The 25,422-nt window shown below is 41.2% G+C and carries 23 protein-coding genes; 10 read left to right on the forward strand and 13 right to left on the reverse strand.

The window, feature by feature from the left end; genetic code table 11:
• Positions 1-23: 23 nt before the first annotated feature.
• From ACNAZ4_RS06195 to ACNAZ4_RS06205, 3 genes are all read right to left on the reverse strand, one after another.
• On the reverse strand, positions 24-902 hold the full coding sequence (locus tag ACNAZ4_RS06195) for a peptidyl-prolyl cis-trans isomerase (protein WP_415813366.1): 879 nt from the start codon (positions 900-902) through the stop codon (positions 24-26).
• A gap of 265 nt (positions 903-1,167) precedes the next feature.
• Positions 1,168-3,447, reverse strand: a complete 2,280-nt coding sequence (locus ACNAZ4_RS06200; protein ID WP_415813367.1) for a M6 family metalloprotease domain-containing protein — start codon at positions 3,445-3,447, stop codon at positions 1,168-1,170.
• 887 nt (positions 3,448-4,334) lie between these two features.
• The gene (locus tag ACNAZ4_RS06205; protein WP_415813369.1) at positions 4,335-4,877 is read right to left on the reverse strand and encodes a GNAT family N-acetyltransferase; all 543 of its coding nucleotides are present in this window, start codon (positions 4,875-4,877) and stop codon (positions 4,335-4,337) included.
• A 624-nt stretch (positions 4,878-5,501) separates the two neighbouring features.
• Between ACNAZ4_RS06205 and ACNAZ4_RS06210 the strand changes: the two genes are divergently transcribed.
• The 3 genes from ACNAZ4_RS06210 (at position 5,502) to ACNAZ4_RS06220 (ending at position 7,483) form a co-directional block, all read left to right on the forward strand.
• Positions 5,502-6,236, forward strand: coding sequence for an SDR family NAD(P)-dependent oxidoreductase (locus tag ACNAZ4_RS06210; RefSeq protein ID WP_415813370.1), 735 nt, complete (start codon positions 5,502-5,504; stop codon positions 6,234-6,236).
• A 185-nt stretch (positions 6,237-6,421) separates the two neighbouring features.
• The gene (locus tag ACNAZ4_RS06215; RefSeq protein WP_415813371.1) at positions 6,422-6,883 is read left to right on the forward strand and encodes a GNAT family N-acetyltransferase; all 462 of its coding nucleotides are present in this window, start codon (positions 6,422-6,424) and stop codon (positions 6,881-6,883) included.
• A gap of 93 nt (positions 6,884-6,976) precedes the next feature.
• Entirely contained in the window at positions 6,977-7,483 is a 507-nt protein-coding gene (locus tag ACNAZ4_RS06220) for a PadR family transcriptional regulator (protein ID WP_415813372.1), read from the forward strand.
• 35 nt (positions 7,484-7,518) lie between these two features.
• On the opposite strand, the gene trhA is transcribed toward ACNAZ4_RS06220, so the two are convergent.
• The 4 genes from trhA to ACNAZ4_RS06240 form a co-directional block, all read right to left on the reverse strand.
• A complete protein-coding gene (trhA, locus tag ACNAZ4_RS06225; protein ID WP_415813374.1) occupies positions 7,519-8,157 on the reverse strand; it encodes a PAQR family membrane homeostasis protein TrhA in 639 nt (212 codons plus the stop codon).
• Positions 8,158-8,440: 283 nt separating this feature from the next.
• A complete protein-coding gene (locus tag ACNAZ4_RS06230) occupies positions 8,441-8,983 on the reverse strand; it encodes a DUF4865 family protein (RefSeq protein WP_415813376.1) in 543 nt (180 codons plus the stop codon).
• A 23-nt stretch (positions 8,984-9,006) separates the two neighbouring features.
• Entirely contained in the window at positions 9,007-9,759 is a 753-nt protein-coding gene (locus ACNAZ4_RS06235; RefSeq protein WP_415813377.1) for an MBL fold metallo-hydrolase, read from the reverse strand.
• A 327-nt stretch (positions 9,760-10,086) separates the two neighbouring features.
• Positions 10,087-11,991, reverse strand: a complete 1,905-nt coding sequence (locus ACNAZ4_RS06240; protein ID WP_415813524.1) for an LTA synthase family protein — start codon at positions 11,989-11,991, stop codon at positions 10,087-10,089.
• A 415-nt stretch (positions 11,992-12,406) separates the two neighbouring features.
• Between ACNAZ4_RS06240 and ACNAZ4_RS06245 the strand changes: the two genes are divergently transcribed.
• Positions 12,407-13,894, forward strand: coding sequence for a carboxylesterase/lipase family protein (locus ACNAZ4_RS06245; RefSeq protein WP_415813378.1), 1,488 nt, complete (start codon positions 12,407-12,409; stop codon positions 13,892-13,894).
• Positions 13,895-14,245: 351 nt separating this feature from the next.
• Here the strand turns inward: ACNAZ4_RS06245 and ggt are convergent, their stop codons facing one another.
• A complete protein-coding gene (ggt, locus tag ACNAZ4_RS06250; protein ID WP_415813380.1) occupies positions 14,246-16,015 on the reverse strand; it encodes a gamma-glutamyltransferase in 1,770 nt (589 codons plus the stop codon).
• 707 nt (positions 16,016-16,722) lie between these two features.
• Between ggt and ACNAZ4_RS06255 the strand changes: the two genes are divergently transcribed.
• Positions 16,723-17,073 carry a DUF2200 domain-containing protein gene (locus ACNAZ4_RS06255; protein ID WP_415813381.1) on the forward strand — a complete coding sequence of 117 codons (351 nt, stop codon included), beginning with the start codon at positions 16,723-16,725 and terminating at the stop codon, positions 17,071-17,073.
• A 57-nt stretch (positions 17,074-17,130) separates the two neighbouring features.
• On the opposite strand, the gene ACNAZ4_RS06260 is transcribed toward ACNAZ4_RS06255, so the two are convergent.
• The 5 genes from ACNAZ4_RS06260 to ACNAZ4_RS06280 all read right to left on the reverse strand — a co-directional run bounded on the left by ACNAZ4_RS06260 (position 17,131) and on the right by ACNAZ4_RS06280 (position 19,120).
• Positions 17,131-17,562, reverse strand: coding sequence for a hypothetical protein (locus ACNAZ4_RS06260; protein ID WP_415813382.1), 432 nt, complete (start codon positions 17,560-17,562; stop codon positions 17,131-17,133).
• Positions 17,546-17,767, reverse strand: coding sequence for a helix-turn-helix transcriptional regulator (locus ACNAZ4_RS06265; RefSeq protein WP_415813384.1), 222 nt, complete (start codon positions 17,765-17,767; stop codon positions 17,546-17,548). Before ACNAZ4_RS06265 ends, ACNAZ4_RS06260 begins: the two co-directional genes overlap by 17 nt.
• Positions 17,768-17,886: 119 nt before the next feature.
• Entirely contained in the window at positions 17,887-18,216 is a 330-nt protein-coding gene (locus tag ACNAZ4_RS06270; protein WP_415813386.1) for a hypothetical protein, read from the reverse strand.
• Positions 18,217-18,233: 17 nt separating this feature from the next.
• Complete coding sequence (locus tag ACNAZ4_RS06275) at positions 18,234-18,671, reverse strand: hypothetical protein (RefSeq protein ID WP_415813387.1); 438 nt, start codon at positions 18,669-18,671, stop codon at positions 18,234-18,236.
• Positions 18,665-19,120 carry a DUF4275 family protein gene (locus ACNAZ4_RS06280; RefSeq protein ID WP_415813388.1) on the reverse strand — a complete coding sequence of 152 codons (456 nt, stop codon included), beginning with the start codon at positions 19,118-19,120 and terminating at the stop codon, positions 18,665-18,667. The genes ACNAZ4_RS06275 and ACNAZ4_RS06280 overlap by 7 nt, the downstream gene beginning before the upstream one ends.
• Positions 19,121-19,334: 214 nt before the next feature.
• Between ACNAZ4_RS06280 and ACNAZ4_RS06285 the strand changes: the two genes are divergently transcribed.
• The 5 genes from ACNAZ4_RS06285 to ACNAZ4_RS06305 all read left to right on the forward strand — a co-directional run bounded on the left by ACNAZ4_RS06285 (position 19,335) and on the right by ACNAZ4_RS06305 (position 25,345).
• Positions 19,335-21,455, forward strand: coding sequence for an MMPL family transporter (locus ACNAZ4_RS06285; RefSeq protein ID WP_415813389.1), 2,121 nt, complete (start codon positions 19,335-19,337; stop codon positions 21,453-21,455).
• Positions 21,456-21,502: 47 nt separating this feature from the next.
• Positions 21,503-22,174, forward strand: a complete 672-nt coding sequence (locus ACNAZ4_RS06290; protein WP_415813390.1) for a response regulator transcription factor — start codon at positions 21,503-21,505, stop codon at positions 22,172-22,174.
• Positions 22,171-23,565 (forward strand): ATP-binding protein, encoded by a 1,395-nt coding sequence (locus ACNAZ4_RS06295; RefSeq protein WP_415813391.1) that lies wholly within the window; start codon positions 22,171-22,173, stop codon positions 23,563-23,565. The genes ACNAZ4_RS06290 and ACNAZ4_RS06295 overlap by 4 nt, the downstream gene beginning before the upstream one ends.
• A gap of 3 nt (positions 23,566-23,568) precedes the next feature.
• A complete protein-coding gene (locus ACNAZ4_RS06300) occupies positions 23,569-23,964 on the forward strand; it encodes a hypothetical protein (RefSeq protein WP_415813392.1) in 396 nt (131 codons plus the stop codon).
• Positions 23,965-24,436: 472 nt separating this feature from the next.
• Positions 24,437-25,345, forward strand: coding sequence for an EamA family transporter (locus ACNAZ4_RS06305; protein WP_415813393.1), 909 nt, complete (start codon positions 24,437-24,439; stop codon positions 25,343-25,345).
• Positions 25,346-25,422: the final 77 nt, after the last annotated feature.

Here is a 25,422-nt window from a genome sequence, read left to right on the forward strand (position 1 = left end):
TGACCTTGAGGGTAGATATTTGATTATTTAGGTTCTACATCCTTAAAAGCATCTTGAAAAGCATCTTCTTCTATCTCAATTTCTTTATTCAAATTGTTTAATATCTCCTGAACTGGTTTTGCCTCTTTACTCATGAGTGCTTGCTTAATTTGATCTTTCGCCTCGCTTAATGGAGTCTCCTTTATATCTGTTACTTTAATAATGTGATAACCGAATCCTGTCTTGATGGGCTCACTCACTTCGCCTTTTTTCAATTTCAGAGCTGCTGAAAGAAATGTCGGATCCAGGTCCTGGCTTCGTCCGGAAAGATAGCCCAAATCTCCGCCTTCTGCTGCAGATACCTTATCCGCGGATTGTTTCTTGGCTAATTCTGCAAAATCGTTTCCTTTCTTTAGTTCCTTTTCTATTTCTTTAGCAGTTGTCTCATTATCCACGAGAATATGGCTGGTTCTTACCTCCGTGTATTGATCTTTATGTTGTTCATAGTAATCTTTTATTTGTTTATCTGAGACTTTTACATCTTCTGTTGTTGCTTTAAAGAAATAGAGGGATTGTTCGATATGTTCCTTTAACTCTTCTTCGTTTTTAAAGCCCTGTTTTTGCGGGAACATGGTAAACGCATCTTTATCACCGACCTGTTCCTTTATTTCATCCAGCCGTTGGTTCACCTCTTTATCTGATACCTCATATTTCCCTTTCAAAATTTGCATATAAACCAACTTTTGGATCAATTCTTTACCACGCTCAGTACTTGCCACCTCTTTAAATAAATCATCTTTTGATATATTTCCGAATTCCGTTTTAACAAGCAGCTCTCTCTCTTCCCCAGAAGTTTGAGCCGAACAGGCACCCAGTAAAAATAACAATGATAAAACGGCTATAACTGTGGTCAAATTCTTCAATTATCTTCACTCCTACTTTGACAACTTCCTAAAATCATTTACCAGATAAATAGCTGAAAAAGCTTTAAAATGCCATCGATATGTTTGAAATATTTTAAACCGCAATCTAGTGCACAGTTAAACACCTACATAGTAAATGAATTACCCCGTTCCTGTCCCTGCTTAAAGGAGGCGGGACAGTATGATAACTGTCCCAGCCATTGTTTCAATTGTTCCCCTGATATTAGGTACATCACAGCAGAATAAAGTGATAAGTAAATCTAACCTATTCCCAGATTTCAATCATTGCATCAGCGTACGCTTTCAAACTGGTATACGCTTTGGCAGAAATTTGATCTGCATCATTTTTGAGTTCTAGGAATTTTTTTAAATCATTGATGTGTTTGATAACCTTATCCCCAGATCCTTTCTTTTCAAATTGCGCCACAGTTTTCAAATGTGCCTTCAAAGCTTCAGATGTACCTGCTTTGATTGATCCTTCGTTTGCAAAGCTATCAATAACAGAGCTTATACCTGCTGCAGTTAGGTTGCCAGGCAAGAAATTGGTATCGGTAAAACTTTGATTAGCGTCTGTCTCTGAAGTGGCCATAAAGAAAAGCTTGGCAGGCGTTGTCTTGCCTTTCGGAATTTTCACATAAACCGGAACAGCGACGGTTTCACCAGGTTCCACCGCAATTACGTTGTGATCAAGTTGAACGGTCCAATCATCACCTGCCGAAGCATTGACTCTAATAAGGTCCTTTGCTTCACCGGTATTCGTGACATTAAAATGATAGACCGCCACTTTGTCCTCTACAGCGGGCTCTATAGTGCCTGCGCTAACATTTACTCCACGATCAAAGGCACCCGCGCCTTCCGTGTTTCGGACGGCAACCTGGTAGCGGAGTACTCCATCATTGTCATTTTGTTTCCCAAGAATGTAGAAATGAAGTTTATTGTAAGGATCGCTGTACTCACTGACAACCGTGTCTTTGTCAATAGAACCATCAAATTGTCCGGCAACCAAGCTTGCCCCATTCCCAGCTTTGAATAAAGCATCGAGGGTTTGCCGTGGATCACCTTTGGCAACCATCGCTGTGGTGCCGTCAGGTCTAGTAAAGTCCTTCAAATTGATATCCTCAGGATGTGAATCTACTACCCAGATATTCGGGGCAGACTCCGCATTTTTCGTCTTGGCAATCAAGACGCCAGAATCAGCTGCGAATGAATCTGAACCAACACGGTCGACCACTTCAAGGGTGTAGTTATTGTACAATCGACCCGAAAGGATATCGTTTCGCCAGTCACCAGCCAGGTAATCTGATGGTGTAGAATCGTCCATGCTGATATTAATACCATGGAGTCCGGTTCTGCCGAAGTTACTGCCAATCGGTGCTTGTCGTGCGGTAATATCCGCAAACACCGGTCCAGATTCCTTTAATTCATCACGGTTTAGCTTCAAGACTTCATCATCGGATACAAATCCCTGTTTCATCTTATTACGAAGCATATGTGGTGCCGGTATAGAAGCACCGAGAGTAGATGGAATCATCCAGCGAGTATGCGTACCCCCAGGACCATTGAATGAGCCACGGCTCATCGTCTCCCAATAACCAGAATAGGTTCTAGGGTCAAGAGATGCATTATTGTAATTATCACCAAGACCGCGGAGATGGCCAAATTCGTGAGCGAATGTACCCATGCCATCGCTTTCGCCTTGGATAGAGACACGAATCCTTTTGCCATTTATGTCTGCACTAGATGCCGCGGACCAGATCGTTTTGGCTGCATACCAGGAAGTCCAAGGAACATAACGAGTTTGTGCCCAGTTCGGCATGTTTTCAAATCCAGGTAAATCCGGCGGCCCAAATGCATCAGAAACCGAGTCTTGATTAAGAAACATCATTTCGCCGAATTCTTGCCATACGGTTGATTCGTCGTAACCAGCATGTACAATAAATGCAAAGTCATATTCTTTTCCAGCTGCGGCAATGTCAGCTGCTGCTGCATTTACCCCATCCTGAAAAAGGTTTCCACTACTATATTGAGGTGGAAGGGAACCAGGATTCATATAGTTAAGACCATACTGAAATTCGTTTTTATCCAGTCGATACGGACCATAAGAATCCAGCGAAACGCCCCATTTTCCCTGGGAATTCTCTTTCCAAAAGCCATCAATCGTCTGATAGTTGTTGAGTTTGCTAGGGACATTCAGAAAATCCTCCCACCATTCCCCAAGTTCTTCACGAGGAACAGCATCCACTTGAGGATTTCCGGCAATCTCTGAACCCTTTGGCTGGGTCAAAATAAAATCCTGATCCGGAAAGTCTACCAGAATCAACGCACCTTTAAGTTCAGTTTCTGGTTTAATATTCGTTGAATTCCAATCTATACCAGGTACAGCATTATAATTATTCCAAGTCATATCATCTGGATTCACCCATGACTGAGGATCCACTGGGTCGGGCATTTTTTCTAGACCTGGTTCCGCAGCAAAAGCGGCTGTTGAAGAAAACGCAAGCATTAAAGTGGTTGTTGCTGCTGCAATTTTAACTCTAATCTTCAAATCTATTCTCCTCCCAATTAGAAAAAGTCCCTACCTTTTTATGTAGGTTTGATGTTTCAATTCCCTTGATGCCACAGTTATGTCGTCTTTTCTTATCCAAAATAATCCCTTTATCGCCTCCATTCACAGCTTGATGCCGTCCCTGGGTTTATCACCTCCCTTAAGTTTAAAACCATTGATATAATTAGGATAAATCCCACAAAATAGGCCTTTATTAGGAAATTGTTAATAAAAGAATCTTAAATCAGAAGTTTGCAAGGATGTGGAATTCTATTTAATTCCATAATGGATTTAATAGATTAATTGAAAGCTTGTTGATATTTTCTGAAAAATATTTGCGAATATTCCGATAATAAATGACGTTGTTTATTTATTATTTCAGTAAACATCCCTAAAACTGTGTTTTAATCTATTCCGTATTCCGAAATATTAATACTTTCTATTTTCTGCATAAAAATTCGCAATCCTTCAAGTTTATTCCAAAATAAGAAAAACGAATCAAAAGACCCAATATTTTCTCGTGCATTTTAACTGTGGAGTAGCCAAAAAGAAATAGTAGAACTAGGGTTCATAATAAAAATAAGCCCTATCCCTCAAGGATAAGGCTGGTAATTATGCTAATACAATTTTTTTAAGCTGTTAAAGTAGACTACAGATTATGTGTACTGAATTCATTAAATCATCTCTCCTAACTAGAAAGAGACGTTATAGGAGATGTAGGGTCGGTTCTTAAGGATCATCATAGAATTCAAAACACTTAAAAAAGCTGCAAATCTAAGATTATTTTAATGATGTTTTTATGCCAGCTGACGTTTCCATTTGCCAAATAGAATCAATTCAGGATTGATTAGGATGACATAATGGGCAGCCGACTGCAAAAGAAAAACCTATTCTTGTCCCCTGATTTTCACTCTCCAAATCATATGGTCATAATTTTTGCCCCAATAATCCTTTAATACAATATCAGGGTCTCCAAATTTCTTTTTCCAGATAAGTTGTGCACTTTTATATCCACTATCCAAGCAAAATTCTTCTATCCCGTTATTTCGCAATGTCTCATACATTTCCTTCAATAGTAAATTCCCTACTCCATTCCTTTGGTAGTCAGGATGGACAAATAGCGTACCAATTTCAACAAGACTTTCATAATGATTATTTGTACAATTCTTTATGACTTCATTTGCCATGCCATATTCAATAGAACCAATAATTTTGTCATCATAAAAGGCAATGAGAAAATATCTATTCTCACCATTACTTTCAATATCATTATTTAAGTACTTTCTCTTAACTTTAATTTCCTCATTAATTTCGTGCAATTGATGTCCTATACCTTCTTTAGTAAACGTATCTGTGATTACTGCTCTAAAAAATTCATTCAACTGTTCTCTATCCTCAAATCTCGGTCTTCTAACCTCCACAGCAAGCATGCAAAGCCCCTCCGATTTTTATCGATATTTATCTATTTTCATGAAAACAAATTCAAAACCACAAAAAAGTGCATAATCGAGCCGACTAATACAAAATGCCAAATTGCATGATGGTAATGAAAGTCTCGCTAAGCGGAAATGATGGATACTACGAATAACAATCCTTGTGACGATTAAGCACCCGCAACTTCGTGTTGATCTTTTTTCGTATTGATATAGCCTACTAACGTTCCACCTGCAAAATAAATGAAATGGATAGCAATAGAAGCGCTGATTGCTTCGAAGAAAAGTTTAATTTTCCCACCAGCTCTTTGATCACTGATTCATATTCTAGAATCAGTTTATCAATTCCTTTTCTCCTGAACTCTTTCCCACTTCTAAAATTGAGTTAAGGTGTTCATTCCACTTTTCAGAAGCAATTTCAGTCCAAATATGAAAACACCCTAAATACATAATCCAACTGAAAAAAACACCTCAAAACCTCATGTACAAGTCACAATCTATCACATATTGAATTTTCTTCCATCCCCTCCAACTTAATGCTAAAAATGAAAAACATATTACTTTGCACAAAGTATATATTCGAATATAATATGAGTGAACACAAGAAAGGGAGGATATACGATGGGGAAATTTGATAATAAAATCGTTTTGATCACTGGTGGAGCTTCAGGTATGGGGAAAAGTATGTCTGAGCTTTTTGTTGAGGAAGGCGCTTATGTCATTGCCGCTGATATTAATAAAGAACTGCTTGATGTGGTCAGTCAGCATGATTCAATCGAAGGAAAAATGTTAAATGTGATGTCTGAGGAAGACTGGAAAAAAACTGTTGATGAAATCATTGCTGATCATGGAAGAATTGATATCCTGATTAATAACGCGGGTATTGCGACAGAAAAGGAAATGGACGAAACAACGATTGAAGATTGGGATCTCATGATGCGCATAAATGGCTTTGGTCCTTTTGCTGGCATGAAGCATGTGCTGCCAAATATGGTGGAACAAAAAAGCGGTGCTGTTGTGAATATTTCAAGTTATACTGCTATGGTTGGTTTGGGCGTGAATACGTATACCGCTTCAAAAGGGGCTGTTCGATCCATTTCACGTGCAGCTAGCACTGCATATGGTAGGTTTGGTATCCGCGTAAATACTGTGTTCCCAGGTGTCATCGAAACACCTATGACGGCAAACTTGTCAGAATCAAGTGAGGTCTTGCAACGTTTGATTATGGCGACACCATTGCAGCGCCTTGGACAAGCAGATGATGTCGCACGTGCCGTATTGTTCCTGGCTTCTGATGATGCAGCTTACATTACAGGTGCCGAACTAGTCATTGATGGCGGTTTTTCTGCACAATAATAGGTGCTTTAAATAACAGACTAAGCCATATGGTTTAGTCTGTTTTCATTGTTTAGTTCTTCTCCCCCACTTCCTTGCTAACATAAGGAGACCTTATAACATCTCATTAAAATTCCATCATTCACTTATGTGTATAAATCAGTTAGCATAGAAACAAATAGATGAATGAGATGAGGCGAATAAGAATGGATGCTAAATTGGAGTTTAGAATGGCTGAGGAAAATGATTTAGACCGGATCGTTGAAATGCTTGCTGATGATCTTTTAGGAAGTCAGCGTGAACTTTATGTGCGGCCACTTCCCCAAAGTTATCTGGACGCATTTAAGTCAATTGCCTCGGACCCGAATAATGAATTAATTGTTGCTTGTGAAGGAAATGAAGTGATTGGAGTACAGCAAATTACTTTCACCCCCTACATCACTCATCAAGGCGGCTGGAGAGCTACTATTGAAGGAGTCCGAACCTCAGCTAGAGTCAGGGGAAAAGGTATAGGAACCGAGATGATTAGATGGGCCATTAACCGTGCGGAAGAACGGGGCTGTCACTTAGTTCAGCTGACAACGGATAAAAAAAGGCCTAATGCTTTGAGGTTTTATGAAAAATTAGGCTTTACGGCAACCCATGAAGGATTAAAACTGAAACTATAATGCCTTTCGTTTTTGTGAGAAACTATTTTCGTGACCCTTTTTTCAGTTTTAATGATATAGTGTATTTCTAGTCCAATCGAAAGGAGTGAAACCATGTCCATCCAGATTGTCCTTTTAGGATTATTGCAGGAGAATTCCTATCACCCATATGAAATGAAGAAGACGATTATCGAAAATAAATGGGACCACCTTTTCCCGGTAACGGATGGGAACGTCTATCATGCGATAAGAAAGCTTGAAAAACATGAGTGGGTGAAAGCGGAAAAAGAAGAACAAGTCAATAATCGTCCAAACAGGACTGTCTACCAAATCACGGATGAAGGAAAGACTCAACTGTTCAAGGAGATTCAGTTAGTATTTGAACAAAGGCTGAAAGAACCTCGCTCTCTTTATCCAGCCACCCTTTTCATCCATTCATCAAATGTTGAAGAAATAAAGAATATGATTCACCAATGGATCCTCGAGCTGAAGGAAGAAAACTCGTTCCAGACTGACTATCCAGAACAACTTCCTCAACTGATCCACAGACATTACAAGGAAACGAATGAACTTTATATCAAATGGTTTGAAGACCTTTTGACAAATATTAAAAAGAGTTAGAAGACACATCGTCCTCTAACTCTTTTTCGTTTTCCCTACGGCAGCAAACTCAAAACCGCAAAAAAGTGCATGATCGATCCGGCCAGTACGAAAACATGCCAAATTGCATGGTGATAATGGAACCCGCGCCAGACGTAAAAGACGGATCCGACAGTATACAGGACCCCTCCGATTACCAGGAATATCAGCCCTTGTGAGGAAACATTCTGTGTAAGTGGTCCCCAAGCGAAGACGATCAGCCAGCCCATTACCACATATAACACTGTTGATGTATGCAGGAATCGTTTGACGAATAGTGATTTGAAAACTGTTCCTGCAATCGATAGTCCCCAGACGATCCCGAACAGGGTCCATCCTAATGCTCCTTTTACAGCGATGAACAGGAATGGTGTGTAGGTGCCGGCTATGAAGAAATAGATGGATGAGTGGTCCATGATTTCAAAGAAGTCCTTTGCTCTGCCGGGCGGGAAGCTGTGTACCAGGGTTGAGGATGTGTATAACAGGACCATGGTAACCCCGAAAAAGGTGAAACTTACGACATGCCATGCTGTTCCGTACAATGATGCAAAGACAATCAGAATGACGAGGGCGGCAATGCTTAATAGTCCTCCGATTCCATGGATGAGCGCGTTTGCGATTTCTTCTCTCTTTGTAAATATATGTACATTCGCCATTACTTTAACTCCTTTGCTCTATATGACAAACGGTCTGGCTGAGCCGTTTCTTCAAATATAATAGAACAATAGTATATCATTTATAGCTTTAATAGGCGAAAGGATTGAAACACGATAGGCGCAATATTGCGGGTCATAATGCCAACTTCCGCCGATCATGACTTTTATATTTAAAAATTAATACTTGGAATCATCCTTTAAAAGTACTTTTACATTCTTCTAAAGGATTAAGATGAATACCCATCACGTTGCGTTAACTGCTTTAGATACTTTAATCAAAAATTCACTCTTGTGATATATGGAGAATCTGATAGATCACTCCACGCTTTCCACTCACTTTGGTTAAGTCGTTTAAGAAATAGAATGCTTCGTACTTCCATTTGTCCGGGCTGTAAATCACTAGATATTCTGTGTTTTCAATCGTAGTAATACTCTCCCTGATTTTATCTGGAAAATCATTAAGACTTCCCTGTGGCTGAATTTCTCCCTCCACTTGAAATAGATATCTATTCTCGATGATTTTATTGGTTGTTGTATCAATGAGAGGGATCCCGATGTTTACCTTTTGCCAACCAAAGGAGTTTAGGATATTGTCATAATAACCATTGAATAAAAACTTGTTTAACCCATTGCTGCCATTCCATAGATATAGCGGGGAATAACTATTCTGCAAATTATTATTTACCCCTTTTTCTGTTATTAAATAGAGCTTAAATTTCAGCTCTTCAAATCCGTCCGTTTTATGGCCATTATTTCGTACTCGTTCTCTGATTATGTCCATATTATAATCACTTGGCAATGTAATTTTGTATTGGGTTGCAATCACATATGATTCCTCCAGTTATATGATTATCTAGTAATCTTTTCACCATCATTTGGGACAATGACATTTTTTAATTCGTTGTCTTCAATGAAATTCATTACTGTTTCTCGTTTCAGTAAGCAATGATTCCATGCTTCCATATGAACAACGACAATCAGGGAATCAGCTGCTTGATTTCTGACTTTTACGATGTCTTTAAGACCCATAGTTATAGGATCACCTGTCTTGAACTGCGCTTCGCCGCCGTTTACGATGATTACACCTGGTTTGTAATTGCGGATGGCATCTTCAGTCTCATCACACCATACCGTGTCCCCCGCAATATAAAGATTCTCTTCAGAATCAGCTTCAAGTATAAATCCTGAAACAGGGCCCATTGCTCTTGCCAGCTCACCAGTTCCGTGGCGGCCTCCTGTTCTTGAAAGCTTGATCCCGTTCCATTGAACATCACTGTTCACCTTCACCACATTTAAAAATCCGTGCTCCTGCAGCTTCCCTTCATCCTCCGGTTGGCAAAAAACAACGATATCCTTTGGCAGTGATTGAATTGCAGCATCATCAAGATGATCCCTGTGCATATGAGTAATCATCACGGCTTCCACTTCCTTAAGAATTTCCTCCACAGGGAACGGAAGATCAACCAAAGGGTTGCGTTTATCATTCGCTGCATTAGCAACTGGATCCAGACTGCCTCTCGGGCTAAACATCGGGTCAACCAGAATGATGTGGCCATTGTATTGTATTTTCATCGTTGCTTGTCTTATTAACTGGATATCCATTTTAAAATCCACTCCTTTTTTAAAAAGCTTTCTAACCATGAAATTTATGCCACTCAAAAAGAGTGCCTATTCAACTACATCCATACTATTTAAAATCATATTGCTTCATGAATAATTCTATATCTGTTAATTAAATCCTTTCAAGAATAAATACACCCTCAGAGAAAACTCAATGGCCTTATTTCTCATACCTGAGTTATTTTTACCGATGGTTTCTCCTTGAAAAATAGAGGCAAACAGCACAAAGTAGATGAGAATCAGCCTTTTGTTCCAAAAATAAATACAAAAAAGCCGCCGGGCTTATCAAGCTCGGCAGCTACAATGGAACTATTCAGCTTTGTTGCTGTTCTTTTCGCTCTCATCTTTATAGTTATATTTTGAACGGTCAACAGGGACAAAATCTTTAGGAGTGTAGAAACGTAAAAGGTCACCCTCTACAACCTTATCAGAATAATTCAGAATGGTTTCAGTAATTTCCTTCTGCTGTTTTGCTTCTTCTGTTTCCTCTATCACAGTGCCGGTAGTTGAATCATAATACTTACCGTTAATGTAAGAGGCAGTAGGACTTACGAAATCACCATTTCGGAATGGCACGAGTTCATCGTGGTCTTCCGATAGTAAGTCTGTACCCAATTGCAGATATGGCTTTGTATCAATTCCTAGTAAATGCATAAGCGTCGGCATCAGATCGATTTGTCCGCCGTATTCATGCATGGTGCCTCCCTTGACGCCTGGTACATGCATCAATAACGGAACGCGCTGAAGTCCAGCACTTTCGAATGGAGTAATTTCTTTTCCTAATACTTGCTCCATCGCCTTTTTATGATTGTCGGAAATGCCATAATGGTCACCGTACATGATGACTACGGTGTTATCATACAAACCGGATTCTTTTAGATAGTCAAAGAACTCTTTTAATGCCTCATCAGCATATCGTGCTGTCTGGAAGTATGAATCAACCGATGAATCTCCAGTTGTATGAGGTTCAATCGTTGTTTTTTCCTGATCCATATGATAAGGAAAATGGTTGGATACGGTAATGAGCTTTGTATAAAATGGCTGCGGCAATGATTCGAGCAAAGGCTGTGATTGATTAAGGAATGGCTTATCCATTAACCCATACTCAGCAAGATCCTCTTCATTCATATGGTAATAGCTTGAATCAAAGAAGTGGTCATAGCCAAATGATTTATAAATTTCATCACGGTTCCAGAACGATCCATTGTTTCCATGGAAAACAGCGGAAGTGTAGCCGTTCTGGCCTAAAATAGCCGGTGCAGCTTGATACGTATTCGTCCCTTTTGTCGAGAAAGCAGACCCTTGCGGCAGACCGTACAGGGAATTCTCAAGAATGAATTCGGCATCAGATGTCTTACCCTGGGCTGTTTGATGGAAAAAGTTATCAAAATACAGGGTATTTGCATCTTTTGTTAAAGAGTTTAAGAATGGCGTTACTTCTTCACCGTGAAGTTTATAATCAATCAAGAAATTTTGCATCGATTCAAGGTGGAAGTAAACAACATTCATTCCTTTTGCAGCACCGAAATAATCCGGATTCGGTTTTGCGTAATTCGTTCTCTGGTAATTCAGGATTTCAGTTAAGTCATCCGTACTTGCCATTGCCCGTTTCATCGAGCCATTGACACTCTGTACAGCATCATAGATCGTATAGTTGTACATCCCCAAATACTTGACAATATAGTTGCGATCGAATGTTCTTGTCAATAATTGCGGTCTGTCTTTTTCAGCCAGCCCAAGGTTCACTGACATGATTAGGATAGCAGCTATGAATACAGCTCCAACACTTCTGCGTTTAACCATTACACCCTTACGCTCTTTTTTCCACAGTAATCCAACGGCCAATACAATGATCGTGTCCAGGAAAAATAAGAAATCATAAGTATTAAGCAGCGAGGACACACTAGTGCTTACATCCCCAAAGTTTTGCGTTTGGGAAATGGTTGGGATCGTAATAAAATCACTAAAGAATCGGTAGTACACAACATTTGCAAATAATAAGAAGCTCAAGATGAAGTCAAATACAATGAGCCATAAAAACTTTCTTTTCGATGACAACAACGAAAAACCTAAGAATAAAAGGGCTGAACCCAACGGATTCAAAAATAATAGGAATTCCTGCAATTTATTATCCAAGCCTAGTCTGAATTCAAAATGTTGTACTAAATATGTTTTCACCCATAATAAAACAACAGCTAAAAAGAAAAGGCCCATGTGGGTTTTTTGAATTTTCTTTAACACCTTATTCCCCTCTTTCTATCCTCTACTGTTTTAATAATTATTTAAAATTTGGAAGTCATTCAAGTATTTTATAAGAATTTGAGGTTAATGTAAAGTGATTTAATATTCTATACAAATCTGGAAATTTATCATTCTACTTAATTCTGTATCATTTGAACTAATCATTTGAACGTCATGTTATCGATCTGTTTAATAAGCACAAAATCGTTTTCTTCATTAAAGTACTTCATCCTATTAGTAGTATCAGTACAAAATTCAGTAAAGGTTATTTATCAGTATTAATAATTTGAATATTTCAATAATATAGAAGTAACTTATATTTAGCTTCATTACATAAGTAGCATGCTCAGTGTTTTAAAGCATATTTTTAAATGAGAGGAGAATGTCCATGTCTAAAAATATTGTAGAAACTGTTTACGGAAAGCTGGAAGGTAATGAGCTAAGTGGTGTGTCCGTCTGGAAAGGGATTCCCTATGCCAAGCCTCCAGTTGGTCCACTCCGTTTTCGTGCTCCGGAGCGCCCTGATTCATGGGAAGGCGTTCGTGAAGCATCGTCATATTCGCCTGTTGGTCCACAGACACAGAGGGAAATCATGTCGTTCTTTGGGAATGACGTATCCAATACTAGTGAGGATTGCCTGTATCTGAACGTATGGTCCCCTGCTGCCGATGACAAAAAACGTCCTGTGCTTGTCTGGATTCACGGCGGTTCTTTTGTGTCCGGTTCCGGCTCGGCAGATTGGTATGATGGAACTTCGTTTGCTGATCAAGGGGATGTTGTCGTGGTGACGATTAATTATCGGCTCGGGGTTTTCGGCTTCCTGCACCTTGGAGAACTGGGCGGCGAGGAATATGCGACATCCGGGAATTGCGGCATCCTTGACCAGGTGGCAGCGCTGGAATGGGTACAGGGAAATATCGCAGCATTCGGCGGGGACCCAAACAATGTGACGGTTTTTGGAGAATCAGCAGGAGCAATGAGCATTGGGGTATTGCTTGGATTCCCATCTGCACAGGGCCTTTTCCATCGAGCGCTTTTGCAAAGTGGTACGGCCGCGTTTGTCCATACTCCCCATACTGCAACTAAAGTCGCAAGCGGTTTGTTGACAGCCTTACAAATAGAAGCAGACGACGTTTCTAAATTGGAAGAATTGCCAGCAGAACAGCTGCTTCAAGCGGGTGAACTCTTACCATCGATGAGCCTGTTCCCTGTCATCGATGGTGTGTCGCTTCCAAAACATCCGTTAGAAGCCGTAGCAGAAGGTTCGGCAAAAGACATCACCCTGTTGGTTGGTACCAATAAAGATGAATACAATATTTTCAGTGTATTTGACCCTGAATGGAAGAACGCAGATGAAGCAAAAATTAAGGCGCTTTTCGAGAAAACGTTTGGACCACTTTTGCCTGCTCTTACAAAAGAATTCTCTGAACCGCTTAGCCAGGACCTGTTCAATAAGCTGCTGACCATGCAAGTATTTTCAGCTCCAGCAGTCAAGCTTGCAGAATTGCAGAGTAAACATGGCGCCCCTGTTTGGATGTACCGATTTGATTGGGAAACTCCGGTATTCGATGGCGCCCTTAAAGCCACACATGCGCTCGAGATTCCATTTGTATGGAATACACTGGATAAGCCCAACACTGTAAAATTCACAGGTGATTCCCCTGACCGCCAGCTATTGGGCAGCGAAATGCACGAAGCCTGGATCCATTTTGCACATAACGGCAACCCAAATACAGATCAACTTCCTGAATGGCCGACCTATGATCTGAAAAATCGGGCTACGATGATTTTTAACAATCAAAGTGCTGTTGAAAATGATCCAAACCAGGATGACCGGTTAAAATGGGAGCAGCTGTCGGCGGTGGCGAAAGCTTAGAATAAAAAAGAATAGAAAAATAAACGGAAGAATTCCGCTTAAATTGAAAACTCCCCTTATTTTCTTGAAAATAACGGGAGTTTTTCCGTTTATTTAATCCAAAACGTTGGATTTTGTCTTTTTTAGAGGAGATAACCGGAAATTCTCCGCTTATTCCGCTTAAAAAGCGACCTCTTTACACAATAGCCGGAATTTCTCCGCTTATGAATCCACGTACTTACACGAAAATCAACAATGATAACAGGTCAAAAGTTTTATAGACGACCAGGCTGTGTTCTCAAAAACACTTTTAACACAGCCTATAAATGTCCAAACAAAAAGGAGCGGAAAATCCCGCTCCTTTTTTCATGCTTATTTTCGCTTACCTTTAAGGTTGACTCCAATCGCTGCGCCGTTTCTGCTTGAGTCTGCCACACCTTTAAATGTACCGTTCTCACGATCAATCAAGATGCTTTGGACATTACCGATCGTCGTCGGACTTGAGCCGAATTTATGGCCCATGGCATTCAGTTCATCTATGGTATCAGCACTGATGCCATCTTCATATCGGTAGGAATTCAAGTTGTTAGTGTAGATTCTTGGCTGCTCGACTGCCTCCTTCAGCTCCATATCATACTCGATGGCATGGAGGATGGTTTGCAGCACTGAGGTAATGATTGTCGGACCACCTGGAGAGCCAACCGTCAGGACTGGTTCGTCGTTTTCAAACACAATCGTTGGCGTCATGCTGCTTAATGGACGTTTGTTTGGCTGGACTTCATTGGCGCCTCCAGGGACTGCGTCAAAGTCGGTCAATTCATTGTTCAACATGAATCCATAACCAGGCACCATGATACCCGTTCCAAACACCTGTTCAATCGTTGTTGTGTAGGAGACAACATTCCCCCATTTGTCCGCTACTGTAAAATGGGTTGTTTCTCCATACTGCCTGTCATTTGGCTGACTTGTCTGTGAATAATTAGCTTCTGAATTCTCATATTTCCAAGGGTCACCGGCCGTAGGATTCTGATTGACAGAATCAAGGCTGATCAGGTCCTGGCGTTCCCTGATGTAATCAGGGTGGAGCAATCCTTTTACAGGTACATTGACGAATTCAGGATCTCCGGCGTAAGCCGCGCGATCAGCATAAGCAAGATGCATCGCTTCAGCTAAGAGATGATATTTCTCTGTCGAGTTGACATCATACTGGGACAGGTTGAAACCGTCCAATGTTTTCAGCATTTGCAGAAGGAAGACACCGCCTGAGCTCGGTGGAGGCATACTGGCAATTTCGTAGCCCTTATAATCTCCCCAAACCGGCTCGTCAACCGTTACATCATACTTTTCCAAATCCTCTGGAGTCATCGATCCCCCGAAATCCTGGACCACATCAGCCAGTGCCTCTGCAATCTCTCCCTTATACAGTGCATCCGTCCCTTTTGAACGAATCAGCTTGAAGGTTTTAGCGAGGTCATCCTGAACAAGGACATCTCCCTCTTGCAGCGGCTTTCCGTCAGGCAGGAAAACCTCACCTGCTGCTGATCTTGATAACTTGTCCTGATTATCGGCAATCGCTTCTGCCAGGACCGAATCAATCGGGAAACCTTTGTCAGCCAGCTTGATGGCAGGGCCGATCAGCTGCTGAAGCGGACGTGTTCCCCACTTATCAAGTGCTGTTTCAAGGCCTTTCAATGTTCCTGGCACTCCGACTGCAGTTCCACCAGTCGAGCGTTCTCCAAAAGGAATCGGGTTCCCATTTTCGTCGAGGAACATGTCTGGAGTCGCGCCTTCAGGGGCACGCTCCCGGCTGTTCACGATTGTGGTTTCCTTTGTGTTACCATCATAAACCATCATGAATCCGCCGCCGCCGATTCCGGACATCATTGGTTCTACTACGTTCAGGGCAAATTGGATTGCAACTGAAGCATCAATCGCGTTACCGCCCTTCCGAAGCACCTCGGCGCCAATTTCGGATGCAAGTGGATGGGCTGTCGCAACCATGCCATCCTTCCCTACATCGACCTGGCTGTACTGGTCATAACTGAACTGGGGTTTTTTGGCTAACCCAGTTGCAGGCATGGTGCCAGCCAGCAATAACACACTGAGCAAAGCAAACAGCCCGGTACGAACGAAATTTTTCATATGATTCCCTCCTGTTCCAAATTGTTTACAATTCAATGGTAGGGGATTTATGAGATTAATAGCAAATATTTGAATGAATTTTCTTAATTTTACATCTATTATCCTATTAGTCATTTTCATTGAAGGATTTAAGACACATAGATAGGTAGGACAAAAGGATGACGGTTTTAAAAATTTTTAAGAATCAAAGTGATTCCATCTCTTCAGCAGAACGTACTCGGTAACGTGCAAAAAAAGAAGCAGGAACTCACCTGCACCCATGCAATAGTAATTACCTTGACTCACCTTCTTCTTCCCCTCCAGACACCGAGTTGATAAATACTCGTTGAATAAAAAAAGAAAATTGAAAGTGAAATAATCACCTTCTGATGGCTGGACCAGATTTCCAAAATGGTTTTTTGAAGATCACCTTTAAGATGAAGAAAATAGATGTATACCAGTAGTAGGGATAGAGATAGAAAGAATGCAAAGCGAAGTAGTCGTAAGAAAGTGAGTTCATTGAAAAAGGTTTTAGGATATTTTTTTTCCTTCCTGGTTAGCCCGGTCTCAGCCATCTATCAAACCCCCTTAATCACCTATTAGAAAGTCATATGGTTTAATATTCTTCCCTTTTGGTCAATTCCCTTTGATTTTGGCATAAAAATCAAGTTTGAACCTGCTTTTTTTTCATATTATAATGAAGAAAACCACATTAGGGAGAATCTGCCATGGGAAAACATAAAATCTTTACAATGAGTTTTGCTAGTGTTTATCCGCATTATGTTAAGAAGGCGGAGAGAAAAGGCCGGACGAAGACAGAAGTGGATGAAATCATGCGATGGATGACTGGGTACAGCCAGGAAGAGCTGGAAGCCCACCTGGAAAAACAGACAGACTTTGAAACCTTCTTAGGAGAAGCTCCGCAACTGAATCCATCGAGGACATTGATCAAAGGTGTGATCTGCGGTGTTCGAGTGGAAGAAATCGAAGAACCGACCATGAGGGAAATTCGTTATATGGATAAGCTGATCGATGAATTGGCTAAGGGAAAAACGATGGAAAAAATTTTGCGGAAATGATCTCAACAAACATTGACTTCATTATAAAGAGTCGGTGTGTTTTTTTTTAGGAGTCTTTTAGTCTTCCTCATTTTCATCCAACCGTTTTTTGCGCAGTTTATAGATATAGACGATTGGAATCAGACCGCAAACAAATAGAATTCCGCCCATCATGACCCCGTTGGGCATATGAAATTCATCGGTATTGGCTGTAAGGACTCCGACCACACTTGAAATGAAAACGAGCACAATCAGTGATACAGCTAGACTCTTTTGTGGATTGGTTTTGGAACTTTCGTGATCCGCACTTATACTCATTGATAAATAGGCAGATATTACAGTGGTAATCATAAATACAAGCCACAGAGGATTTTCCCTCATACCATCTAACCCTTTTGTCACGAAGTCATAGCCTAGAATCCCCAGAATACCAACAGTCTGAATGATATAGGCAATGCGGATGTTCTGTAGGTTTTGCAAAACCAATCGTTCATCAGTTATTTTCTTCATTTTCTCGATTCTCCCTTTCTATCCAAAATACTTCATCTAATGTTTTATTTACAGCATAGCAAATATCCAGACATAACTTTAAGGTTGGATTATATTTCCCTTTCTCAATCAAACTAATGGTCTGGCGAGTGACACCGATTTTCTCGGCCAATTGTTGTTGTGTCAAACTCACTTGAATTCGCGCAATCTTCACTTTATTATCCAAATATTGTATCCCTCCTCAAATGGATTGTAACATATATATTGCATTATTCAATATATATGTTACATGAAATACAGATTCTATTCTCTGACAAATTTTTGTTTGAGAATAGAAACTGCTGGCTAATTCTGAGAATCTGTTTGTTCGATCAGATATGGTGCTTCATCTTTAATAAGCCCTATGTAATGATGCTTCCTAAAAGGCCTTGTTTGCTTATGGATTCGTCTAATGTTCCCTTTTGAAGAAACTTTTTGATTAGGGACATCTACTATTACCTTCAAATATACTTTTCCTTTGTGTTTGACTAATCCGGTTACTTTCTTTTTTTCCATATCAACTATATATTCGGGCATAATCCTTAAAGGTGCAAACTCTGTCCAGCCTGCGCCTTTGGGCTGCTTTTTAAACAGCCTATATACTATACTCTGATAAAATTCTTTAAAGTTATTCATTACTCATTCCCTTCAACCTAAATCCTCATATTACCAATTATATGGAAACAAGCAAGACATTTTTCTTTTAGATCTGCAAACCACTTACTTTTCAATCCTTCATCCACGCACCAGAAGATGAAAGCAGTAACTGCAGCACTAACGACGAGGAAGCCGTTATTCCTTAAAGCAGTGAGCCAGCTACCGTATTCAGCATCAAAGATGAAAGTGGGTATGGCAATGAACAATACACCCAGGAAAACATGGAGTACTCCTGCAATTGCCATTCTTTTTAACCCAACTGTTCTTCTTAAAAGAAAATCCGATAAAAACGAAGAGGGAATTCCATAGATGATGACAATTGGCAGGATGTACATCCCCAGAAACAGACCAGCCGCAAATGCTTCAAGGATCGAGAACAAGATGACCATCATCATTGTTGCTCCCAATGCAGAAATTAATTTCCTTATCAACATACCTCACCTCCCCTTTTGCAAAAAAACGGCCCAATCCAGCCATGTTCGTGGGTGACGACAAAGGTCCAGTTAAACTCTCGATCGACAACATATAAATCAGCATACTCCCCATCAGCCAACAGCAGGTCTTTCGCCTTCAAATCGGATGCACTTTCTACAAGGAAAACCTCCTCAGCATGCTGGAAGAAAATCAGGCATGTATCCTTATAATGCCGGTCAAATGCCAGCTTCGCTTGTTCTTCCTTTTCACACACTCTCTTTTCATAACTGAACACATGCCATAGAAACCCGCTCTCACCGCTGCCTGTATGGAGATGAATCCGCTTTTTTTCCAGAGGAGTTAAATGTGATGCGAATGCATCCTCCCACTTTTTTCTTAAATAATTGCCAAAGTCATCTGTATTGCTGACCTGTATTTTTTTGCTTTTTAGTTTGTGAAAAAAATCCATGTACTTCCTCCTGTGTATTACTCCTAGCTACTACTTCTCGTTTTGGTTGGGATATTCCTCTTATGAATTGTAACTGAAAGTTGAGGTTGTGTTTATTTTCGTAGTTTATGATGTTCATTGTTCAGGACTTATTCCGATTTCTTCAACCCCTAGATTCTCGGAAAGAGTGCTGATGTAGCTAAGATTACAGTAACGAACATAGGAGGCAATATTAATGAAGAAATTGCTTTATTCGATCACAGACTGGGTTTCAACGAAACGCGGGATGTGGATCACGATCATCGCCTGGCTGGTGCTGATGGTTGGCTTAAGTGCAGGCCCTCAGCTTGGCAATTACAAAGTGAACAACTTTCAATCTCTGCCTGATGATGCAAAATCAATCATCGCGCAAAATAAAACGGAGGATTTTTTCCCGAATGAACAGGGTACTCCGGGTATTCTTGTTTTTCATAATGACAAAGGCGACATTAATCTTGATGATGTGAATCAGATTCTCGATGGAATCATTTCTGAGGACATAAAAGGAATCAGAAACATCGTTGATACCCGTTCCCTTCCGCCGCAGGCGCTGAGCGGATTTATCTCTGAGGATCAATCGACGATGATTGTCCCGATGGAATTGGAACAGGGACTGGGCAATGATGAGTATGCCGAAATCAATGACCGTGCAACAGAAATCGGCACAGGTATTGCTGACAAGCTTGAAAGCACTTCTTTCTATATCACAGGTCCTGCAGGGATCTCGGGTGATACGATCAAGCTATTTGAGCGGGCAGATATCGTGTTGTTACTGGCAACAGTCGGAATCATCCTGATCCTGCTGATTGTCATTTATCGTTCACCGCTGCTCGCGATCATTCCGTTATTGGCGACTGCGATTGTCTATCAGGTTGTGAACCAGAGCGTAGCCCTTTTGGGAGCAGGAGGATTGGAGATCAATAACCAAACGACCTCAATCATGAGCATCCTGCTTTTTGCGGCCGTCATTGACTATTCACTTTTTGTCTTCTCCCGTTTCCGTGAGGAGCTGAACCATTACGAAAATAAATTCGATGCGATGAAGCATGCAATGCGTGCAACAGGCGAGCCTGTCTTTTTTGCCGGCGGAACCGTTCTGGCTGCGATGTTAGTGCTCCTGTTCGCTGATTTCCGAGATTATCAGAACTTTGCTCCAATTTTCGGAACAGCGATGTTCTTCATCATGCTCGCTTCCGTTACCCTGGTACCAGCATTGTTCACCCTTTTTGGGCGCAAGGCTTTCTGGCCTAAGGTGCCTAAGTATGGAGTTGAAACAGACGTCAAGCATGGCGTCTGGGGACCGGTCGCCAAATTTGTTGTCAACAAACCTGGACTATCCGGCGGCGTGGTCGGTATTTTGCTCGTATTATCAGCGTTAAATGTCTTCAATCTTGATTATGAATTCGACATGGTGAAAAGCTTCCCTGAAGATTTGCCTTCCCGTGTTGGCTATGAAATAGTGGAACAAAGATATGATAAGGGTGAACTTGCCCCTACTACACTGTTAATTGAAAGCAAAAGTAAGTTAACTGAAGAAAATGTTAAGAAAATCTCGGAAAAATTTAATGAGGAAAAAGAAATTGCTTCGATTCGAACACAGGGATTAACCGAAAATGGCGAAGCGGCCAAATTCAGCATTGCCCTCGACATGAATCCCTACTCTGTGGAAGCAATGGACTACATTGAAAACCTTAGGGACGATGCCCCTGAGATGCTTGATGATTTAGGGCTCGAAGCTGACGCTTATTTCAGCGGGATTACACCAAAGCTTGTCGATGAGCGAGAAGTCAATAACGGTGACATCATTAAAATCGTCCTGCTGGAAACAGCGCTGATTCTTGGATTGCTCGTTGTTCTTACGCGCAGTGTGAAAATGTCCATTTACATGATGGGCACTATCCTGCTTTCATACGTATCTGCGCTTGGGCTGGGTGTATTCCTGATCGATGCCCTGTTCGGATATGATGCGATCAGTACACGTGTCCCGGTATATGCTTTTATCTTCCTTGTGGCCCTTGGAATCGATTATAATATTATTCTGGCTTCGCGTTTTATGGAAGAACGGAAGAATCACAAAGTGAAGGATGCATTGGAAATTTCTATTCGCAACACGGGCGGTGTCATTTCATCCGCAGGCGTCATTTTGGCGGCAACATTTGCTGCGCTGACGACTATGCCAATCGCTGACCTGTTCATCTTCGGATTCATGGTTGCTGTCGGCATCCTGATTGACACTTTCCTTGTTCGAGGCATGCTTTTACCAGCACTGATCCTTTTCTTTGAAAAAGATAAACAAACCAGTCCTGAGATTCAGTAAGGAACGGAGAGGCCTCCTCTCCCCTTCCTTTTAAGGAGGCATGACCAATGAGAATCCTGGTCGTTGATGATGATATAAATATTCAGAGACTCGTGACCATCCATTTGACCCAGGAAGGATACCAGGTTTTCAAGGCCAATGATGCCGAGGAGGCTTTATCCTTACTGGAAAAACAAAATGTCGATCTTGCGATTGTCGATGTGATGATGCCCGGCATGAATGGCTTCGAGCTGACTAAAATCCTGACAGATGATTGGGAAATCCCTGTTATTCTTCTTACTGCAAAAGGGCAGTTAAGCGATAAGGAAGAAGGGTTCCTGTCAGGCAGCGAGGATTATATCGTAAAACCATTTGAAGTTAAAGAACTTTTATTCAGGGTGGCGGTTGTCCTGCGGCGTATGCAGCGTGCTGTCGATTCGATGATCCAGGCGGGAAATATGAAAATTGACCGAAACAGCTTTGAAGTCGAAATCAATCAGGAGACGATACTTTTTCCGTTGAAAGAGTTTGAGTTGCTCAGCATCCTGGCATCGCGGTTGAATAAAACCACACCGCGGGCTATCTTGATCGAACAGGTATGGGGAGCGGATTATGAGGGCAGTGAACAAACGCTGAATACACATATCAACCGGATCCGCGAGCGCCTGAAAAAGCACGGAGCTTCTGTTGAAATCCAGACAATCCGCGGTATTGGCTACAGACTTGAGGAAATGAAATGAAAACATTGTACAGAAAGTTCATCATCGCCACCCTGCTCATCCTCGGGATCAGCATCGTGATTGCCTTCATTCTGGCCAACTGGGTCTATATGACCTCTACAAGAGAGAGGATCGACGCACAGAACGTAAAGGTTGCCAAAGAGGTCACCTCAAGCTTGGAGCAAATGCACTCGACGTCCCACTTGAGTTTTAAGGCATACTTGGATTCGATAAGCAAACTTGGCTATCAAATCTATGTTTTAAGCGAAACTGGCGAGGAATTCGAGTTTGGTGAACCTTTTTCGAAAAAAAACCTGCCAGATGAGGCCATGAAGGTTGTTGAGCAGAAGGAAATCTACCATGGAATGGACAGTTCACGCTCGCCATGGATGATGATGAGCCATTTTTCCAATCAGCTCGGGAATACGGTCGGCGTCCCCTTCACGATTGGCGACGAGGACTATGGCTTGTACTTGAGGCCCAATAACAAACTGTTATTTTCTGATGTCCATGTCATTTTCGCATGGTTTTTCGTGGCGGTCTCGATAGTGAGTATCACCGGTGTGATCTGGTTTGCGAAGCACCTGATCCAGCCAATTACCAAACTGACAGAGGCCACTAGGGAAATCACCAGGGAAAACTTCAACTTCCCTTTGAACATCCATCGCAAGGATGAAATCGGCCAGCTAGCCGAGAGCTTCAGTACGATGCAGGTCCAATTGCAGCATAATGATGAAGCGCGCAAATCTTTCATCAATAACGTTTCCCACGATTTTCAATCACCGTTGATGAATATCCAGGGATACGCGGAGTTGTTAAAAACGCAGGCGCTCGACGACGAGCACCGTGAATATGTCGAAATCATCGATCAGGAATCGAAGCGGCTGTCCAACTTGACGAAACAATTGCTGCTTCTTACATCGCTTGATCAAAAATCCTATCCAATGAAACGCGGAATGACAAGGATTGACACACAAATCAAGGAAACGGTCAGAAGGCATCAATGGCGACTGGAGGAAAAGGAGATCGAAATTTCTTACCACCTCCCTCCTGCTCCGATTCTCGCTGATGCCGAACTATTGATGACGGTGTGGGACAACCTTTTGACGAATGGGATTAAATACAATCAACCTGGAGGCAGTATTTTTATCAAGATTGCGCAAACCGATGGGGCGACGATCATCACATTCAAGGATACCGGAATCGGAATGAGCAAGGAACAGGCCTCGAAGGCTTTCGAACGCTTTTACCGCGTCGATGCCGCACGGAAAAAAGATGGAACCGGTTTGGGGCTATCGATTGTCAAACATATTATTGAATTACACAACGGAAAAATCGAAGTGGAGAGCGAGATTCAAAAAGGTACGGCTTTTACCATAAAGCTCCCTATAGAAAAACAGACGGAGGAATAAAAAATGGAACAAACTTGGAGTATTCGACTAATACGATTCGCAGCGATTTTTGGACTAATAGGAACCTTCATGGGCTCACATATGGCAGGAGCCGGCGACTATGCGATGCGCCCAATACACGCCCACATCCTGCTGGTCGGCTGGCTATCCGTATTCGCCTGGGGAATTTTTTACAAGAACTATCAAATCAAATATAAAAAACTCGTATCCATCCACAGCATCACCGGAATGGTCGGCGCACTGGGACTTACCGTCGGAATGTGGATGTACAACCTCAACCCATTCAATCTCGGCGAAACATTCGTAATGGTCCTGTTCATCGTCGGCGGATCATTGCTGTTGTTGGCGTTTATCCTGTTTGTCGTGGTTACGTTTTTTATCGAGAAGACAGTAAAATAGAAAAATTGCAGCGTATTGGCTGCTTCTATTATTTAAAAAGACACTAACAAGAAGAATACTCAGGGCTTATTATAGCTCTGAGTTCTTTTCTACCTGCAAATTAAAGTCCAGGTTATTGTGAAAAATGCCCTGTTGATTCGTATTAAACTAGAACTGGAGTTACTCTTCCGCATTATTTTTGAAAACGCTCTGCACCGTTTATCAACAATAATGTTTAATTGAACTATTCCTTAACCATGTACATTCAATCCTTTCCGAATCTTCCTTTGAGTGTAGTTCTAGTTTGCAATATTCCCAAGGGAGTACCCGCGAACAATGTTGACAATTGGCGTTTTTACTCATATACTTTTGAAAGAATTGAATATTAAAACCTATTTTGGACGTGGATTTTTCTAGAGCAAGCTCTATTTTCGCCACACAATTGTCAGCTGACAGTTGTGTGGCTTTTTTATGTGAAAAAGGAGGAGAATCAATGAAAACTTGGCAATATGCACTAATTGTTTTTTTGGGTGGATGCTGCTATGGTGTGCTATCTACAATTGTTAAACTTGCTTATTCAGCAGATTATACGGTTACTGAGGTAACCGGTGCCCAATATTTATTTGGGGTATTTCTTACATGGGTACTAGTTATGTTTACCAAAAAGAAAACAGTTTCTTTAAATCAAGCTTTTAAAATACTATTATCAGGAATTCCGTTTGGTTTGACGGGTGTTTTTTATTATCAAGCTCTACAAACACTAAATGCTTCACTAGCAATCATTTTTTTATTCCAATTTGTATGGATTGGCACGCTTTTCGAGTGGGTCTTTTTTAAGAGAAAACCAACAAAAGGGAAAATCACCTCAATTGGCATTCTTATTATAGGCTCAATTCTAGCTGCGGGCTTAATTGCAAAAAGTGAGGTTGCTTTATCATTGAATGGGTCTGTTTGGGGGCTGCTTTCGGCTTTGACGTTTACAACATTTATATTTCTTAGCAGTTCTGTTGGAAAAAATACTCCACCAGTCCTGAAAAGTGCTTTCTTATCTACTGGTGGTTTAATTGTCGTTCTCTTAGTATATCCACCTATGTTTTTAGTAGATTTCCCTGTCTTAGCGGGGGTAGCTCCGTATGGTTTATTACTCGGTTTGTTTGGAGTAGCTTTACCACCACTTTTATTTTCAATTGGAATGCCCCATATCGGACCAGGCCTTGGCACGATCTTAACTGCTTCCGAGCTTCCAGTAGCTGTAATATTATCAGCACTTATATTAGCTGAATTTGTAAGTATTTCACAATGGCTAGGAGTTGTCATTATATTAATTGGGATCGTAGCCGGCAATATAAAACCAAAAGATAAAATAGAATCTGTATCTAATCAAACCAAATCCGTTTCGTGATGGGTAGTACCAGCAAGCAGTCTTGTTGGTACTACCCTTTATTATTGATACCGTTAAGCGACAACAGCATCGAAAAC

Origin of the sequence: Mesobacillus thioparans (genome assembly GCF_965138835.1) — a bacterium.
Lineage (GTDB): Bacteria > Bacillota > Bacilli > Bacillales > Cytobacillaceae > Mesobacillus > Mesobacillus thioparans.

Bases quoted from the DNA above. Each gene is read 5' to 3' on its own strand.
- ACNAZ4_RS06295 (WP_415813391.1), top strand. From the start codon at position 22,171: ATGAAAACATTGTACAGAAAGTTCATCATCGCCACCCTGCTCATCCTC.
- ACNAZ4_RS06270 (WP_415813386.1), bottom strand. From the start codon at position 18,216: ATGAATAACTTTAAAGAATTTTATCAGAGTATAGTATATAGGCTGTTT.
- ACNAZ4_RS06210 (WP_415813370.1), top strand. From the start codon at position 5,502: ATGGGGAAATTTGATAATAAAATCGTTTTGATCACTGGTGGAGCTTCA.
- ACNAZ4_RS06205 (WP_415813369.1), bottom strand. From the start codon at position 4,877: ATGCTTGCTGTGGAGGTTAGAAGACCGAGATTTGAGGATAGAGAACAG.
- ACNAZ4_RS06215 (WP_415813371.1), top strand. From the start codon at position 6,422: ATGGATGCTAAATTGGAGTTTAGAATGGCTGAGGAAAATGATTTAGAC.
- ACNAZ4_RS06290 (WP_415813390.1), top strand. From the start codon at position 21,503: ATGAGAATCCTGGTCGTTGATGATGATATAAATATTCAGAGACTCGTG.
- ACNAZ4_RS06300 (WP_415813392.1), top strand. From the start codon at position 23,569: ATGGAACAAACTTGGAGTATTCGACTAATACGATTCGCAGCGATTTTT.
- ACNAZ4_RS06285 (WP_415813389.1), top strand. From the start codon at position 19,335: ATGAAGAAATTGCTTTATTCGATCACAGACTGGGTTTCAACGAAACGC.
- ACNAZ4_RS06245 (WP_415813378.1), top strand. From the start codon at position 12,407: ATGTCTAAAAATATTGTAGAAACTGTTTACGGAAAGCTGGAAGGTAAT.
- ACNAZ4_RS06280 (WP_415813388.1), bottom strand. From the start codon at position 19,120: ATGGATTTTTTTCACAAACTAAAAAGCAAAAAAATACAGGTCAGCAAT.
- ACNAZ4_RS06275 (WP_415813387.1), bottom strand. From the start codon at position 18,671: ATGTTGATAAGGAAATTAATTTCTGCATTGGGAGCAACAATGATGATG.
- ACNAZ4_RS06260 (WP_415813382.1), bottom strand. From the start codon at position 17,562: ATGAAGAAAATAACTGATGAACGATTGGTTTTGCAAAACCTACAGAAC.
- ACNAZ4_RS06240 (WP_415813524.1), bottom strand. From the start codon at position 11,991: ATGGGCCTTTTCTTTTTAGCTGTTGTTTTATTATGGGTGAAAACATAT.
- ACNAZ4_RS06220 (WP_415813372.1), top strand. From the start codon at position 6,977: ATGTCCATCCAGATTGTCCTTTTAGGATTATTGCAGGAGAATTCCTAT.
- ggt (WP_415813380.1), bottom strand. From the start codon at position 16,015: ATGAAAAATTTCGTTCGTACCGGGCTGTTTGCTTTGCTCAGTGTGTTA.
- ACNAZ4_RS06255 (WP_415813381.1), top strand. From the start codon at position 16,723: ATGGGAAAACATAAAATCTTTACAATGAGTTTTGCTAGTGTTTATCCG.
- ACNAZ4_RS06305 (WP_415813393.1), top strand. From the start codon at position 24,437: ATGAAAACTTGGCAATATGCACTAATTGTTTTTTTGGGTGGATGCTGC.
- trhA (WP_415813374.1), bottom strand. From the start codon at position 8,157: ATGGCGAATGTACATATATTTACAAAGAGAGAAGAAATCGCAAACGCG.
- ACNAZ4_RS06235 (WP_415813377.1), bottom strand. From the start codon at position 9,759: ATGGATATCCAGTTAATAAGACAAGCAACGATGAAAATACAATACAAT.